The organism is Serpentinimonas sp. SSL01, from assembly GCF_056323735.1.
The window spans coordinates 1,549,971-1,565,343 of record NZ_CM150487.1 but is presented as its reverse complement, the minus strand read 5'-3'; the positions used below and the strand labels follow the sequence as shown (position 1 = coordinate 1,565,343).

Annotated in this window: 17 protein-coding genes; 13 read left to right on the top strand and 4 right to left on the bottom strand. The window is 68.5% G+C overall.

Annotated elements, in window-relative coordinates:
• Window positions 1-11 precede the first annotated feature (11 nt).
• From nrdR to ACVMK0_RS07325, 9 genes are read left to right on the top strand one after another with little or no spacing between them, the layout of a single operon-like run.
• Window positions 12-461, top strand: coding sequence for a transcriptional regulator NrdR (gene nrdR / locus ACVMK0_RS07365; RefSeq protein ID WP_045535966.1), 450 nt, complete (start codon window positions 12-14; stop codon window positions 459-461).
• Between the two features lie 6 nt (window positions 462-467).
• On the top strand, window positions 468-1,088 hold the full coding sequence (locus tag ACVMK0_RS07360) for a riboflavin synthase (protein WP_250960123.1): 621 nt from the start codon (window positions 468-470) through the stop codon (window positions 1,086-1,088).
• Window positions 1,085-2,218: a bifunctional 3,4-dihydroxy-2-butanone-4-phosphate synthase/GTP cyclohydrolase II gene (gene ribBA, locus ACVMK0_RS07355; RefSeq protein WP_250960124.1), complete on the top strand. Its 1,134-nt coding sequence runs from the start codon at window positions 1,085-1,087 to the stop codon at window positions 2,216-2,218. The genes ACVMK0_RS07360 and ribBA overlap by 4 nt, the downstream gene beginning before the upstream one ends.
• A gap of 1 nt (window position 2,219) precedes the next feature.
• On the top strand, window positions 2,220-2,690 hold the full coding sequence (gene ribH, locus ACVMK0_RS07350; RefSeq protein ID WP_250960125.1) for a 6,7-dimethyl-8-ribityllumazine synthase: 471 nt from the start codon (window positions 2,220-2,222) through the stop codon (window positions 2,688-2,690).
• The gene (nusB, locus tag ACVMK0_RS07345) at window positions 2,687-3,259 is read left to right on the top strand and encodes a transcription antitermination factor NusB (RefSeq protein WP_476463400.1); all 573 of its coding nucleotides are present in this window, start codon (window positions 2,687-2,689) and stop codon (window positions 3,257-3,259) included. The genes ribH and nusB overlap by 4 nt, the downstream gene beginning before the upstream one ends.
• A gap of 12 nt (window positions 3,260-3,271) precedes the next feature.
• The gene (ybgC, locus tag ACVMK0_RS07340; protein WP_250960127.1) at window positions 3,272-3,721 is read left to right on the top strand and encodes a tol-pal system-associated acyl-CoA thioesterase; all 450 of its coding nucleotides are present in this window, start codon (window positions 3,272-3,274) and stop codon (window positions 3,719-3,721) included.
• The gene (gene tolQ, locus ACVMK0_RS07335; RefSeq protein WP_045535961.1) at window positions 3,718-4,440 is read left to right on the top strand and encodes a protein TolQ; all 723 of its coding nucleotides are present in this window, start codon (window positions 3,718-3,720) and stop codon (window positions 4,438-4,440) included. The genes ybgC and tolQ overlap by 4 nt, the downstream gene beginning before the upstream one ends.
• Window positions 4,441-4,461: 21 nt before the next feature.
• Window positions 4,462-4,941: a biopolymer transporter ExbD gene (locus tag ACVMK0_RS07330; RefSeq protein ID WP_250960128.1), complete on the top strand. Its 480-nt coding sequence runs from the start codon at window positions 4,462-4,464 to the stop codon at window positions 4,939-4,941.
• Window positions 4,942-4,985: 44 nt separating this feature from the next.
• Window positions 4,986-5,798 (top strand): energy transducer TonB, encoded by an 813-nt coding sequence (locus ACVMK0_RS07325; protein ID WP_250960129.1) that lies wholly within the window; start codon window positions 4,986-4,988, stop codon window positions 5,796-5,798.
• A 19-nt stretch (window positions 5,799-5,817) separates the two neighbouring features.
• On the opposite strand, the gene ACVMK0_RS07320 is transcribed toward ACVMK0_RS07325, so the two are convergent.
• From ACVMK0_RS07320 to ACVMK0_RS07305, 4 genes are read right to left on the bottom strand one after another with little or no spacing between them, the layout of a single operon-like run.
• Window positions 5,818-7,317, bottom strand: coding sequence for a sigma-54-dependent transcriptional regulator (locus ACVMK0_RS07320; protein WP_476463399.1), 1,500 nt, complete (start codon window positions 7,315-7,317; stop codon window positions 5,818-5,820).
• A gap of 35 nt (window positions 7,318-7,352) precedes the next feature.
• Window positions 7,353-9,098: a sensor histidine kinase gene (locus ACVMK0_RS07315; RefSeq protein WP_476463398.1), complete on the bottom strand. Its 1,746-nt coding sequence runs from the start codon at window positions 9,096-9,098 to the stop codon at window positions 7,353-7,355.
• Window positions 9,064-9,330 carry a PP0621 family protein gene (locus ACVMK0_RS07310; RefSeq protein WP_045535956.1) on the bottom strand — a complete coding sequence of 89 codons (267 nt, stop codon included), beginning with the start codon at window positions 9,328-9,330 and terminating at the stop codon, window positions 9,064-9,066. The genes ACVMK0_RS07315 and ACVMK0_RS07310 overlap by 35 nt, the downstream gene beginning before the upstream one ends.
• The gene (locus tag ACVMK0_RS07305) at window positions 9,327-10,127 is read right to left on the bottom strand and encodes a cytochrome C assembly family protein (RefSeq protein WP_250960134.1); all 801 of its coding nucleotides are present in this window, start codon (window positions 10,125-10,127) and stop codon (window positions 9,327-9,329) included. The genes ACVMK0_RS07310 and ACVMK0_RS07305 overlap by 4 nt, the downstream gene beginning before the upstream one ends.
• A 34-nt stretch (window positions 10,128-10,161) precedes the next feature.
• Here ACVMK0_RS07305 and ffh point away from each other — a divergent pair, with 34 nt between their 5' ends.
• The 4 genes from ffh to ACVMK0_RS07285 all read left to right on the top strand — a co-directional run bounded on the left by ffh (window position 10,162) and on the right by ACVMK0_RS07285 (window position 15,332).
• Window positions 10,162-11,559 carry a signal recognition particle protein gene (ffh, locus tag ACVMK0_RS07300; protein WP_476463397.1) on the top strand — a complete coding sequence of 466 codons (1,398 nt, stop codon included), beginning with the start codon at window positions 10,162-10,164 and terminating at the stop codon, window positions 11,557-11,559.
• 74 nt (window positions 11,560-11,633) lie between these two features.
• Window positions 11,634-12,266, top strand: coding sequence for a hypothetical protein (locus ACVMK0_RS07295; protein WP_197539327.1), 633 nt, complete (start codon window positions 11,634-11,636; stop codon window positions 12,264-12,266).
• A 32-nt stretch (window positions 12,267-12,298) separates the two neighbouring features.
• Window positions 12,299-12,496, top strand: coding sequence for a hypothetical protein (locus tag ACVMK0_RS07290; protein ID WP_045535952.1), 198 nt, complete (start codon window positions 12,299-12,301; stop codon window positions 12,494-12,496).
• A 100-nt stretch (window positions 12,497-12,596) separates the two neighbouring features.
• Window positions 12,597-15,332, top strand: a complete 2,736-nt coding sequence (locus ACVMK0_RS07285) for an ATP-binding protein (RefSeq protein WP_476463396.1) — start codon at window positions 12,597-12,599, stop codon at window positions 15,330-15,332.
• Window positions 15,333-15,373: the final 41 nt, after the last annotated feature.

Genomic DNA, 15,373 nt, shown 5'->3' with positions numbered 1-15,373 from the left:
GGGGGCCGGGCATGAAATGCCCTTTTTGCAGCCACCCCGACACCCAAGTGGCCGAAACCCGGGTGGCTGAAGACGGGCAGCACGTGCGCCGACGGCGCCGCTGCCCGGCCTGCGACAAGCGCTTCACCACCTATGAGCGGCCCGAGCTGGCGCTGCCGCTGGTGGTCAAAAAAGACGGCCGGCGCATCGACTACGACGCCGCCAAGCTGCGCGCCAGCTTTGCCTTGGCGCTGCGCAAGCGCCCGGTGAGCACACAACAGATCGACGCCGCCATCGAGCGCATCGAAGAAGCCCTGCTGCAACTCGGGCAGCGCGAGGTGGCCTCGCAGCGGCTGGGCGAGATGGTGATGCGCGAGCTCAAAAAAATCGATCAGGTCGCCTACATCCGCTTTGCCAGCGTCTATCGCAGCTTCCAAGACATCGACGAGTTCAAGACCCTGGTCGATGAAGTGCGACAATAGCGCCCTATGTTCACCGGCATCATCACCGGGGTGGGGCGCATCACCGCCGTCCATCCGCTAGGCGCTACGGCGCAGCACGGCAAGCGCCTGTGCATCCAAACCCCGCCGGGCTATTTGGCCGGGGTGGGCTTGGGCGACAGCATCGCCCTCAACGGCGCTTGCATGACCGTGACCACGCTCGACTTGGAAGCGCACCAGTTCACGGTCGAGGTCTCGGCCGAATCGCTGGCGCACACGGCCGGCCTCGATCGCCCGGGCGCGGTCAATCTGGAGCAAGCGCTGCGCGCCCAAGACCGGCTCGGCGGCCACATCGTCACCGGGCATGTGGATGCGGTGGGCCGTGTGCTGCACTTTGCCCCGGTGGGCGAGAGCTGGGCGCTGCACCTGCTGGCCCCGCCGGCGCTGGCGCCGTATCTGGCCAGCAAGGGTTCGCTCACCGTCAACGGCGTGAGCCTGACCGTGAACGCGGTGTACGACCGCCCCGAGGGCTGCGAGTGCCACCTCAACCTGATCGGGCACACGCTCAGCCACACCACGCTGGGCCAGTTGCAGGCCGGCCAGCCGGTCAACCTCGAAATCGACCTGATTGCGCGCTACGTGGCGCGCATGCTCAAAACCCCTACATGAACACACCCAGCCCCGAACCGGTCGCCATTGCGCCCGTGGCCGAGATCGTTGCCGAACTGCGCGCCGGCCGCATGGTGATCTTGGTCGATGAAGAAGACCGCGAAAACGAGGGCGACCTGGTGCTCGCCGCGGACCACGTCACGCCCGAGGCGATCAACTTCATGGCGCGCTTTGGCCGCGGCCTGATCTGCCTGACGCTCACGCGCGAGCGCTGCGAGCGGCTGCAACTGCCACCCATGGTGGCGCGCAACGGCACCAAAATGGGCACGGCCTTTACGGTCTCGATCGAGGCCGCCGAGGGCGTGAGCACCGGCATCTCGGCCGCCGACCGCGCGCGCACCGTGCAAGCCGCCGTGGCCCCCGAGGCGCGCCCGGCCGACCTGGTGCAGCCGGGCCACATCTTCCCGCTGCAAGCCGTGGATGGCGGCGTGCTGCTGCGCGCTGGCCACACCGAAGCCGGCTGCGACCTCGCCGCGCTGGCCGGTTGCAGCCCTGCCGCCGTGATCTGCGAGATCATGAACGACGACGGCAGCATGGCGCGCCTGCCCGACCTGCAGCGCTTTGCGGCCGTGCATGGGCTCAAAATCGGCACCATCGCCGACCTGATCGAGCACCGCAGCCGCACCGAAAGCCTGGTGCAGCACATCGGCAGTCGCAGCCTGCTCACCGCCAGCGGCGAGTTCACCGCGCACGCCTTTCGCGACCAGACCAGCCCGGCGCTGCATCTGGCGCTGGTCAAGGGCACTTGGGCGCCACAAGACGAGGTCTGCGTGCGCGTGCACGAGCCACTGAGCGTGCTCGATGCGCTCGAAGTCGGGCGCGCCATGCACTCGTGGTCGCTCGAGGCCAGCCTGCGCCACATGGACGCGCAGGGGCGCGGCGTGGTGGTGCTGCTCAACTGCGGCGAGAGCGCCGAGCAGCTGCTGGCGCAGTTTGAGGGCACGGCCCGCGCCACCCAAGCGCCCGAGCGCGGTCGCAGTGGGCTGGACCTGCGCACCTACGGCATCGGGGCGCAAATTTTGCGCCACTGCGGGGTGCACAAAATGCGCCTGCTGGGTGCGCCCCGGCGCATGCCGAGCATGACCGGCTACGGGCTGGAAGTGAGCGGTTTTTTGAACAAAGGACATTGAGATGCTGGGTGCAGACAAAGGCCGGGCCGCCGCGCTCGACGGCCAGGGCTTGCGCGTTGCGCTGGTGCAGGCGCGCTTCAACCTCGACGTGACCGACGCGCTGGCCCAAGCCTGCCGTGCCGAGTTGCTGCGCCTGGGCGTGACCCCCGAGCAGATCGAGCAGGTGCAAGTGCCGGGCGCGCTCGAGCTGCCGCTGGCGCTGCAGGCGCTGGCCGCCAGCGGGCGCTTCGACGCGCTGGTGGCGCTGGGCTGCGTGATTCGGGGTGAAACCTACCACTTCGAGCTGGTCTGCAATGAGAGCGCTGCCGGCATCAGCCGGGTGGCGCTGGACCACCGCATTGCGCTGGCCAACGCCGTGCTGAGCACCGAAAACCTGCAGCAAGCGCAAGCGCGCCAAGTGGACAAAGGGGTGGACGCGGCCCGGGTGGCGGTGGAAATGGCGCGCCTGCTGCAGCAGTGGGTGAGCCCATGACCGCACCCGTGCACCCGGAAGCGGGCTCTGCAGCGGCCCCTGCTGCAGCCCCGGAGGCCCCCAAGCCGCGCAAGGCAGCCGACAAATCGGCGCGCACCCGGGCGCGCGAATTTGCCGTGCAAGCGCTCTATCAGCATCTGGTCGGGCGCAACGCCGCGGCCGAGATCGACGCCTTCACGCGCGAGCTCAGCGGTTTTCATAAGGCCGACAGCGTGCACTACGACGCGCTGCTGCACGGCTGCATCGCCAGCGCGCCCACGCTCGACGTGGCGCTGGAGCCGCTGCTCGACCGGCCGTTGGTCGAGCTGTCGCCGATCGAGCACGCGGTGCTGTGGATCGGGGCCTACGAGCTGCAGCACTGCCTCGACGTGCCTTGGCGCGTGGTGCTCAACGAGTGCATCGAGCTGGCCAAATCTTTTGGCGGCACCGACGGCCACAAATACGTGAATGGCGTGCTCAACCAGCTGGCGCCGCAGTGGCGCAGCGCCGAGGTGCAGCGCGACGCCGCCCGCCCCAACCGCAGCCCCCCACCGGCGCCTGTGCGCCCGCTGCCGGCGCCATCTGCCTGAAGCCGCACAGCCATGTCTCAACCCTTTCACTGGCCGGTGCGCGTCTATTGGGAAGACACCGACGCCGGCGGCATCGTTTTTTACGCCAATTACCTCAAGTTTTTCGAGCGCGCCCGCACCGAGTGGTTGCGCAGCCTCGGGCTGGAGCAGCAGCGCCTGCGCGAGCAGACCGGGGGCGTGTTCGTGGTCAGCGAGACCGCGCTGCGCTACCAGCGCCCGGCGCGGCTCGACGATTTGTTGCAAGTGAGTGCGCGCGTCACGGAACTCGGGCGCGCCGCCCTGACACTTCACCAAGAGGCGCGCCTGTGGCCGCCGCAGCCCAGCCAGGCCGCCGCCCCGCATGAGCCCACGGTGGCCGAGCTGCTGTGCGAGGCCACCATCCGCATTGGCTGGGTCGATGCCGCCACGCTCAGACCGCTGCGGCTGCCGCCGGCCTTGGTCCATTTGCTGAATCAATCATGAAACCGGATTTTTCCGTCATCCAACTGATGCTCGAAGCCACCTGGGTGGTGCAGGCGGTGGTGCTGTTGCTCATCCTGGCCTCGATCCTGAGCTGGGCGGCGATTTTTCGCAAAGGTCTGCTGCTGCGCCGCGTGCAACGCCAAAGCGACGAGTTCGAGCGCGATTTCTGGTCTGGCGGCCAGCTCAACGAGCTCTACCAAGCGGCGCTGCAACGCGCTGCCGATGCCAGCCCGACCGAGCGCATCTTTGCCAGCGGCATGCGCGAGTTCCACAAGCTGCGCGACCGCCGCGTCAGCCAGCCCGACGCGCTGCTCGACGGCGCCCGCCGCGCCATGCGCGCCAGCCTGCAGCGCGAGGTCGATGCGCTCGAGGCCAATATGTCGTTCTTGGGCTCGGTGGGCTCGGTGGCGCCTTACGTGGGTTTGTTTGGCACCGTCTGGGGCATCATGCACGCCTTCACCGGCATCGGTGCCATGGCGCAAGTCACGTTGGCAGTGGTCGCGCCCGGCATCGCCGAAGCGCTGGTGGCCACCGCTATCAGCCTGTTTGCCGCCATCCCCGCCGTGGTGGCCTACAACCGCTTCGCGCACGACATCGACCGCGCCGCCAACCGCATGGAGAGCTTCATCGACGAGTTCTCCAACATCTTGCAGCGCAACGTCGCCGCCCAAGGCCAACCGGGCGCGTCGGTGCCGGTGGCCCCGGCGGTCGGGCGCTGAGCACACGGAGCACCGCGCACCATGCCCGCCGTTGCCGCCCGTGGCCGAGGCCGCCGCACCATGAGCCAGATCAACATGGTGCCGTTCATCGACGTGATGCTGGTGTTGCTGATCATTTTTATGGTGACGGCCACGCTGATCGTTCCCGGCCAAATCGAGCTGCCCGGCGTCGGCCAAGCGGCGCGCCAGCCCGAGCGCTTCATCCACGTGGTGATCGACGCGCAAGGTCAGATCGAGTTGCGCGACAGCACCGCCACCGGCCCAGCGCAGGCGCTGACGCTGGAGCAGCTGCCGGCCCGGGTGCTGGCCCTGCAAGCCGCTGCCGCCACTGCGCCCGCTGATGCGGCGGATGCGGCCACAGCACCCGCACCCGCAGCGGCACCGGTGATCATCAGCGCCGACCGCAGCCTGCGCTACGAAACGGTGATTGAGGCCATGGACGCGCTGCAGCGCGCCGGGGTGGCGCGCATCGGGCTGGCCGTACAAGAAGCCACGCCCTGAACACCGCCCCTGAAAACCCCCTGAGCACAGCCTGACCGCGCGGGATGCACGCAACCCCACCCGACCTCAACCCCCCGGCCCCCGGCCGCTGGCGCTTGCCGCTGGCGCTGGCGCTGGCGATACACGCGCTGCTGCTGCTTGCCTTGAGCGCCAGCGTGAGCTGGCAGCAAGAGCCCAGCGTGCAGGCGGTGCAGGCCGAGCTGTGGGCGCAGCTGCCGCAGTTGCCCCAAGCGGCTGTGGCGCCAGCCGCGCCAGTGCCTGTGGCCCCGCCCGCGCTCGAGCCACCGGTTGCGCCACCGCCACCTCTGCCGCCCGCGCCTGCACCCACGCCGCCCCAGGTTCGTGTACCGGCCCCGGCGCCTGCGCCCAACCCGGCAGCCATCGCACTCGAGCAGCAGCGCGAGCGCGAGCGGCTCGAGCAGCGCCAGCAACAACAACGCGCCGCCGAGCAAGCGCGCCAGCAGCGCGAACTAGAAGCCCAGCTCGAGGCCGAGCGCCAGCGCAACATCGAGCGCATCATGGGCCGGGCGGCGACTGCGGCGCCGGCTGCGCCCGCTGCACCCGGTACAGCCACCGTTGCAGCCGGCCCCTCACCCGGCTACGCCAACCGCTTGGCGGCGGCGATACGGCCGAACATCGTTTTCACCGATATCCTCAGCGCCAATCCGCGCGCTGAGGTCGAGTTGCGCGCGCTGCCCGATGGCACCATCCTGAGCGCCCGCTTGCTGCAATCGAGCGGCCATGCCGGCTGGGATGCGGCGGTGTTGCGGGCGATCGAACGCACGGGGCGCCTGCCCCGCGACGTCGATGGCCGCGTGCCTAGCGTGCTCATCTTGGGCTTTAGGCCGCAAGACTGAGGGTCTGGGCGCAACGATGTTATGGGGGTGGGCTCGTATCGGCCAAACCGTGGCGCTGCATCCAGTAACGCAGCTTGGCCAAGGTCCAGCCGAGCTGGCGCGCGGTGCGCGACTGGTTCCAGCGGTGCTGGTTCAGCCAAGCCTGCAGTTGCTCGCGGGTGGGGGCGTGTTCGTCGGGGCTTTCTGCGGGTGCTGCAGCCGCCGCAGTTGCCGTGTGTAAGGCGCTGGGTGGCGGCGTCCCGACGGCCTCGACCTCTAGCACGGGGCCGGGGTGCAGCGCCAGCGCGCGCTCGAGCAGATTTTCCAGTTCGCGCACGTTGCCAGGGAACGGGTGGCGGGCCAGGCGCGCCAACGCCGCTGCGCTGAGCACCGGGGTGCTGTGGTGGCCGCTGCGTTCGCTCAGGCGCTGCAGCAGCGCGGCGGCCAGTTCGGGCAGGTCGGCAAGGCGCTCGCGCAATGGCGGCAGGTGCAGGTCGATGACGTTGAGGCGGTAATACAGGTCTTGCCGGAAGCGCCCTTCGCGCACGGCCACCGCCAGGTCGAGGTGGGTGGCGCTGACCAGCCGCACATCGGTGGCTTCGTCGTCGGTGGCGCCCAGGCTGCGCACGCGCCGCTCTTGCACCGCGCGCAGCAGCTTGACCTGCATGGCCAGCGGCAGATCGCCGATTTCATCCAAAAACAAGGTGCCGCCTGCTGCCGCCTGAAAGTAGCCCTCGCGGTGCGCGTTGGCGCCGGTGTAGGCGCCTTTGCGCACGCCAAAGAATTCGGCTTCGAGCAGGGTGTCGGGGATGGCGCCGCAGTTGACGGCGACGAAGGGCCCGCCAGCGCGGTGGCTGCAGCGGTGCAGCGCGCGCGCCACCAGCTCTTTGCCAGTGCCCGATTCGCCCAGCACCAGCACCGGCGCCATGCTGCGCGCCACCCGCTGCACGCGCTCGCGCAGCGCACACATGGCGGGGCTGGAGCCTACCAGCGGTGCCAGGTCGGGGTCGGTCGGCTCCGATTTTTCGCCCTGGTCGTCACTTGGCCCAGCAGCGGGAGCCGGGCTGGGCCGGGGTTCGTCAGTCGCAGGCTCTGATTCCTCACCCCGGCCCAGCCCGGCCCCCGCTGCAGGCTGGGGCACGGCGGCGTTGCAGGGCGGCAGCGCGGCTTGCAGGGCGTTGGCCACGGCGGCGCGCAACTGCGCCGGCTCGACCGGCTTGGTCAGGTAGTCGAAGGCGCCGGCTTTGAGCGCTTGCACCGCGTTCTCGGCCGAGCCGTAGGCGGTGACGACGATGGTTTTTTCTGCGCGCCCCGCTTGGGCCAGTTCGCGCACCAGCTCCAGCCCCAAGCCATCGGGCAGGCGCATGTCGGTGATCAGGGCATCGAAGCGCTGTGTGGCCAGCAGCGCGCGCGCCTGTGCCAGATCGCTGGCCGCGGCGACCCGGTGCCCGCTTTTGCTCAGCGTCAGCTCGTAGAGCGTGAGCAAATCGGGCTCGTCGTCGACCACGAGCAAACTGGGTCCAGAGGCGGTGGCAGGCATGGTAAGGCGAATGGTGTGCGTTTGTCAGCGGATGGCTACTGGGGGATCGGCGCGCTGGAGGGGTTGGGCGGCACAGGCCAGCGCAGCACAAAGCGGTGTCCGCCACTGCCTAGGCGTGTCTGCTGCTGGTAGTCTAGCTGCGTGCGGTACAACTGGCACAACTGGCGCGCCAAATACAAACCCAGCCCGCTGGAGCGGCTGTGCGAGGAGTTGAAGGGCTCGAACAGGTGCTGCTCAACTTCATCGGGCATGGGCGGGCCGGCATTCCACACCTCGAGCCAGATCGCATCGGGGGTATGGTGGCTGCTCACTTGGAGCGCCGGGCCGCCCGGGGGCGCGTGGCGGTGCGCGTTGTCGAGCAAATTGACCACCACCCGGCGCAGGTGCTCGGCTTCAAAATGCACCTCGGCCAAGGGCGCGCCCGGCTGCCAGTTTAAGCTGCAGTGTGGGTTGACGGTTTGCCAGTCGGTCACGATGGCGGCTGTCTCGGCATCGAGTGGCAGCAGCGGCAGCGCCCAGTCTGAGCGCGGCGGCAGCTTGGCCAGCTCCAGAATGTCATCGACGGTGCGGCTCAGGCGTTTGGCGTTGTGCCCGATCATCAGGCTCAGGCGTTGCTGCGCCGGCTGCAGGGCTTCTTCGGCCAGCAGCGCGTTGGCTTGGCTGATGGCGGCCAGCGGGTTGCGGATTTCGTGCGCCACCGCCGCCGACACCCGGCCCATGGCCGCGAGCTTTTCGGTGCGGATGCGGGCCTCGATGTCGCGCAGGCTTTCCATAAATATGACGCAGGTGGGCTGCGCTGGGCTGCCCGGCGCCGGCCAGTTGAGGTGGGCGCGCAGCTGCACCTGCAGGGGCTCCCCGCTTGGCCTCGGTAGGCGCATGGTGCAGCTCGTGTGGCTGCCCTGTAAAAGCAGGGCGCGGGCCCAACTCGACAGCAAGGGCCAAGCCGGCAGGGTGGGCAAAAGCGGGTAGGGTGGCTGCTCGCCGGCCGCGCCCAGCATGGCGCAAGCGGCCGGGTTGGCGTGCCAGATCTGGCCGCGCGCATCGATCACCAGCACGCCCTCGCTCAGTCCGGTGGCGATGATCTGGTTCACCTGCGCCTGCGCGTCGGCCATGGCGCGGTGGCTGCTGGCTTGGGCTTGCTCGCGCCCCAAGCGCTGCGCCAGCTGGTGCACCAGCAGTGCCACCAAGAACAAGCCCGCGCCGCTGATGGCGCCTTGGGCATAGGTGGCGGCGTGCTGCGGCCGCAGCAGCTCTCCGGCCACGGCATCGAACAACAACACCAGGGTGGCAAAGGCCGCGCTGCCCAGTGCCAGCCGCAGCGGCCCGAGCACCGCCGCGAGCAACACCGGCAGCACAAACAGCGGCATGTAGTTCACGCTGCCGCCGTGTGTCCATTGCAGCAGGCCAAAAAAAGCCAGATCGACCCACAGGGTCAGCAGCCAGCCCGGGGCCCAGAACGAATCGGCTTGGGCCGGGTGGCTCCAGCGCAGCACGGCAGCGGTAGAAACGAGGTAGGCTGCGCACAGCAGCAGCAGCCACAGCGGCGCCTGGCCCTGGGCTTGGGCCCAAGCCAGCCAAGCCAGCAATCCGAGGGCCACCAGCAGCCGCGCCGCCATGAAGTAACGCCACAGCCGGGCACTCGATTCGGTCGTGGTCTCGAAGTTGAACGCGCTGGGCACAGGCGGTTCAGGGGCCGGCACAAACCAGGTCGGGGCAAAACCCGTAGCGTCAGCCGCCGCGCTGGCTTTAGCCTTCGACGCGCTGGCGGTGTTCGTGGTCACAGTAGTGCCCCAGCGCCCCTGGGGTGGCCTCGCTCAGCGGCAGGTGCAGGCCGCAGTGGTGGCACTGCACCATCTGGACCGGGGCGGCCAGAGTCTGTTCCTGCTGTTTGCGTGCCGCCGCTTGCGCCTGCGCCGCCTGGTGTTGCTCACGCTCGCGCAGGCGCTGGCGCCGCTTGTGGCGCCAGATGAAAAACGCCAGCACCAGCACCAGCGCGACCAAGGCGTACTTCATACCGGCACCCGCTGCAACAGCACTTCGAGCACGAAGCGCGAACCCACATAGCCCAGCAGCAGCAGGCCCGCTGCCAGGTAGAGCATGCGCGCCGCACGCCAACCCCGCCAGCCGTAGCGCCAGCGCCCCAGCAGCAGCACCCCCAGCACAACCCAGGATAGCAGGGTAAAAACGGTCTTGTGCGTCCAAGCCCAGCCGCTGGCGTGCAGCAGCCACGAGAAATAAACCCCGGCAAACAAGGTGAGGGTGAGCAACGCAAAGGCGGCACCGACGAAGCGAAAGGTGATGCGCTCAAGCATCAGCAGCGGCAGGGCCTGGTTGGAGGGCTGGCCGCTGCGCATCTGCTGCTCGCTGCGTTGCATCATCCAGGCGTGTGCCACCGCCACGCCCAGCAAACCGTAAGAGGCCACACCAAAGGCCCAGTGCAGCGGCAGCCAGCCCGAGAGCAGGGCAGGGTAAGTCTGCCCCGGAAACAGCAGCGCCAGCAACACCGCTGGGGCGCCCAGGCCGGCCAAAGTCCAGCGCGTGGCCAGTTGCGGGTAGAGCCGGGTTTCGATTGCATACACCGTGAGCACCAGCCAAGCCGTGACCGACAGCGTGGTGGCAAAGCCAAAGCGCGCCGGTGTGACGGCGAGCGCCGCCAGCAGCGCCAGCCCATGCAGCAACCACACCGCCAGCATCAGGCCGCTGGTGGGTCCACGCCCGAGCCGCTGCGAGCCCCAGGCCAGCACGAGGTAGCCCAGCGCCGCACCCACCGCGGGCGCAGTGCTCCACCAAGGGCTTGTGGCGAGTATCATGCTCGGAGTTTAAACCCAGCCCACGATTGCCCGCATGGCCTCAGCCCTTACCGAAAAACTCTCACGCCTGGTCAAAGAGCTGCGCGGCCAGGCGCGCATCACCGAAGACAACGTTGCCGACATGCTGCGCGAGGTGCGGCTGGCGCTGCTCGAGGCCGACGTGGCCCTGCCGGTGGTGCGCGACTTCATCGCCCGCGTCAAGGCCAAAGCGCTGGGCGCCGAGGTGGTGGGTTCGCTCACGCCGGGGCAGGCGCTGGTGGGCATCATCCACAAAGAACTCGCGGCCACCATGGGCGCCGATACGGCCGGCGAGCTCAATCTGGCGGCGCAACCGCCGGCGGTGGTGCTCATGGCCGGTTTGCAAGGCGCGGGCAAGACCACCAGCACCGCCAAGCTGGCGCGCCACCTGATCGAGCGGCGCAAAAAGAAAGTGCTCACGGTCTCGGGCGACGTCTATCGCCCCGCCGCCATCGAGCAGCTCAAGACCGTGACGGCGCAGGCCGGCGCCGAGTGGTTCCCGAGCACGCCCGAGCAGAAACCGCTCGACATCGCCCTTGCCGCGCTCGACTACGCGCGCAAACACCACTTTGATGTGCTGCTGGTTGACACCGCCGGCCGGCTAGCCATCGACGCCGTCTTGATGGCCGAAATCCAGGCCCTGCACGCCGCGCTCAAACCCATCGAAACCCTGTTTGTGGTCGATGCCATGCAGGGCCAAGACGCGGTCAACACCGCGCGCGCCTTCAAGGAGGCGCTGCCGCTCACCGGCATCGTGCTCACCAAGCTCGATGGCGACGCCCGCGGTGGCGCGGCGCTGTCGGTGCGCGCCGTGACCGGGGTGCCAATCAAGTTTGCCGGCGTGAGCGAAAAGCTCGACGGCCTCGAGGCCTTCGACGCCGAGCGCCACGCCGGCCGCATTTTGGGCATGGGCGACATCGTGGCGCTGGTCGAGCAGGTCACGGCCGGGGTCGATGTGGCGCAGGCGCAGGCCTTTGCCGCCAAGGTCAAGAGCGGCGCCAGCTTCACGCTCGAAGATTTTCTGGAGCAGATCCGGCAGATGAAAAAAATGGGCGGCCTGGCGGGCCTGATTGACAAACTGCCCAGCCAGCTCTCGGCCAAAGCCGGTGTCGCCGACATGGACCGGGCCGACAAAGAGGTGCGGCGCAAAGAAGGCATCATCTGCAGCATGACAGCGGCAGAACGGCGCAAGCCCGAACTCATCAAAGCCACACGCAAGCGCCGCATCGCCGCCGGGGCCGGGGTGCAGGTGCAGGAAGTGAACCGGCTGCTCAAGGAGTTCGAGCAGATGCAGGGCATGATGAAAAAAATGAAAGGCGGCGGCCTGATGAAGATGATGAAGCAGTTGGGCGGCATGGGCGGCGGCGGGCTGGGCGGCATGGGCCTGCCCAAGTTTCCGGGGCAGCGCGGCTAGGCGGCACCACCACAGGAGCGGCTTTGGATCCCAATCTGGCGGCAACGATGGCAGGCAGCGGCTGGGGCGCGCTGTTGTGGGCCGAGGCGCTGCTGGGCGCGCTGGCCTTGGCGCTGGCGCTGGCCATGCGGCCTTGGCGGCTGCTCGCCGGCGGGGCGCTGATCTCGCCCGTGCTGGGCACCTTGGCCTTGCTGCCGGCCTTGTGGCTGGTGCCGCAGCACCTGCCGGTCGGGCTGCCGGTGCAGTTTTCTGGCGCCTGCCTGGTGCTTTTGATGCTGGGCTGGCCGCTGGCTGTGCCGGTGCTGGCGCTGGTGGGGGTGCTGGTATGGCTGCTGGGCGACGCTGGCGCAGCCAGTGCGCTGTCGCAGTGGTTCTGGATGGGGCTGGTGCCGGCGACGCTGGCGTTTTTCATCGGTGCCGCCATCCGGCACTGGCTGCCGCCACACATCTTCATCTACACCTTGGGGCGCGGTTTTTTGGGCACGGCGCTGGCGGTGTTCGTGGCCGGGGTGCTGTTTGAGCTCGCACACACCATGACCGGTTCGCACGATTTTGTGCAAGCCGTGGTGGCGCGCTGGCTCATGGCCTGGGGAGACGCCTTTATCACCGGCATGCTGGTGGCGGTGTTTGTGGCCTTCGCGCCGCAGTGGCTGGCCACGTGGTCGGATGCGCGCTATTTGCATCCCCCAAGCAACAACAAGCCCTAGATTCCCTGCCTGCCCCTTCGAGGACGCCCGCCATGAACCCCTCTTTGCTCTCGCAGCGCTTGCTGGCCCTGTTTGCGGCCGCTGCGCTGGTGTTCAACTTTCCGCTCATCGCCTTGTGGGACAGCAGCGTCAAGTGGTGGGGCATTCCGCTGTTTGCGCTGGCCATGTTCACGCTCTGGGCGCTGCTGATCGCGCTGCTGGCCTGGCTGGTCGAGCGCAGCCCCGACTAGGCTGCATCCCCTCAGCCACACGCCAGCCCAAGCGCCCGCCGCCCCACCCAGCCCCAGAGCCCAGGCCCCGCCCACCTCCTAAAAACTGGCCCCACGCCCCATGTCGCCCCTGCTGGTCATCGCGGTTGCCACGGCGTATATGCTGCTGCTGTTTGCGCTCGCTTTTTACGGCGACCGGCGCGCGGCCCAGGGGCGCTCCTTGGTCGGCAGTGCCTGGGTCTATGCGCTGTCGCTCGCGGTCTATTGCACCGCTTGGACCTACTTTGGCAGCATCGGCCGCGCCGCCACCGATGGCCTGTGGTTTTTGCCCATTTATCTGGGGCCGACGCTGGCCATGATCTTGGGTTGGGTGGTGGTGCGCAAGATGATCCGCATCGCCAAGACCTACCGCATCAGTTCGATCGCCGATTTCATCTCGAGCCGCTACGGCAAAAGCCCGGGGCTGGCGGCGGTGGTCACGCTCATCATGGTGGTCGGCATCGTGCCCTACATCGCCTTGCAGCTCAAGGGCATTTCGATCGCCTACGGGGTGCTGACGACGCCGCTGGGCCAGCCCCTGCCCGAGCCGCAGCTCTGGTGGCTCGACGGCACCTTTTACCTGGCGCTGGCGCTGGCCGGTTTTACCATCGTCTTTGGTGCGCGCCAGCTCGACAGCAGCGAGCGCCACGAGGGCTTGGTGGCGGCGATTGCGCTCGAGTCGCTGGTCAAGCTGCTGGCCTTCGTGGCCGTGGGCCTGTTCGTGAGCTTCGTGCTCTTTGACGGCGTGGGCGACATCTTTGCCCGCGCCGCCGCCGTACCCGAAATGGCTGGGTTGTTGGAGCTGGGCGATGTGGGCGATTTTGCCTACGCCCAGTGGTTTACGCTCACGCTGCTGGCGCTGCTGTCGGTGTTGTTGCTGCCGCGCCAGTTTCAGGTCATGGTGGTGGAAAACGTCGATGAGCGCCACCTCAAGCGCGCGGTCTGGGTGTTTCCGCTCTACCTGTTGCTCATCAACCTGTTTGTGCTGCCCATCGCCTTGGGCGGCATGCTCTACTTTGGCCCCCAGCCCGGCATGGCGGTGCACCCCGAGACCTTTGTGCTCGCGCTGCCGCTGGCCGAGGGCTGGCTGTGGCTGGTGCTGCTGGCTTTCATCGGCGGATTTTCGGCGGCCACCGGCATGGTGATCGTCGATGGCATTGCGGTCTCGACCATGATCAGCAACAACCTGGCCGCGCCGCTGCTGCTGCGGCTGCAGGCGCGCCTGGGGCTGGCGCTGGACTTCAAGCGTTGGCTGCTCAACATCCGGCGCGGCGCGATCGTGGGGATTTTGCTGCTGGGCTACCTCTACTTCTACCTCGCCGGCGACGCCTACGCGCTCATGGGCATCGGGCTGATCAGCTTTGCCGCCGTGGCCCAGTTTGCCCCGGCGCTGTTTGGCGGCATGTACTGGAAGGGCGGCACCCGGCACGGCGCGCTGGCCGGCTTGCTGCTCGGCTTTGGGCTCTGGTGCTACACGCTGATGCTGCCATCGCTGGCCAAATCGGGCTGGCTCGACGACGGCTTTTTGCTCCACGGCCCGTGGGGGCTGGCCTGGCTCAAGCCCGAAGCGCTGTTTGGCCTGAGCGGGCTGGACCACCTCACACACGCGGTGTTCTGGAGCCTGCTGGCCAATGTGGGCGCGTATGTGCTGGTCTCGCTCTGGCGCAGCCCGTCGGCGCAAGAGACCAGCCAGGCGTTGCTGTTTGTCGATGTGTTCGAGCGCACCGCCAGCACCCAGCCGGTGTTCTGGCGCGGGCAGGCGCGGCTGGCCGATTTGCTGGCGCTGCTGGAGCGCATTTTGGGCCCCGAGCGCGCCGGCAGCGGCTTGGCCGAGTACGCGCAGCAGCGCGGCGTGGCCCGCATCGAGCAGTTGCCCGCCGATGCGCTGCTGGTGCAGCAAGTGGAAACCCTGCTCGCCGGCGCCATCGGCAGCGCCTCGGCGCACGCCATGGTGGCTTCGGTGGTGCAGGCCGAAGCGCTCGAGGTGGCCGACGTGCTTGACATCTTGGACGAATCCAACCGGCTGCGCCTGCACTCGCAGGAGCTGGAGCAAAAATCGCGTTCGCTCGAGCGCGCCACCGCCGAGCTGCGCGCCGCCAACGAACAGCTGCAGGGGCTGGACCGGATGAAGGACGAGTTCATGTCGGCCGTCACGCACGAGCTGCGCACGCCCCTGACCGCGATCCGCACCCTGTCGGAGCTGATGCGCGACGACCCCGAGCTCGCGCCCGAGCAGCGCCAGCAGTTCATCGGCATCATCGTGGCCGAGACCGAGCGCCTGAGCCGCTTGGTCAACCAGGTGCTCGACATGGCCAAGATCGAAGCCGGCCACGCCGACTGGCAGCACTGCGCCGTGGAGCTGGCGCCGCTGCTGCGCCAGTCGTGCCAGACCACGGCCGAGCTGCTGCGCGACAAGGGCATCGAACTGTTGCTGGAGCTGCCCGAAGCGGGCGAGCCGCCGCTGTGGGTGCAGGCCGACCCGGATCGGCTGACGCAAGTCATGCTCAACCTGATCAGCAACGCGGCCAAGTTCGTGCCCACACCCGGCGGGCGCATCGTGGTGCGGCTGGAGCCGCGCGGCAACATGGCGGTGGTCACGGTGCAAGACAACGGCCCCGGCGTGCCGCTAGACGACCAGCAGCGCGTGTTCGAGCGCTTTCGCCAAGGCAGCGACGGCCAGGGGCGGTTGCGCGGCACTGGGCTGGGGCTGCCGATCAGCCGCCAGATCATCGAACACTGCGGCGGCCGCTTGTGGCTGCGCAGCACGCCGGGGCAGGGGGCGTGTTTTGGCTTCGATTTGCCGCTGCGCCCGAGCTGAAGCGGCAGCGCGGCCGGCGGCCACAGGCTGGCGCGGCTATG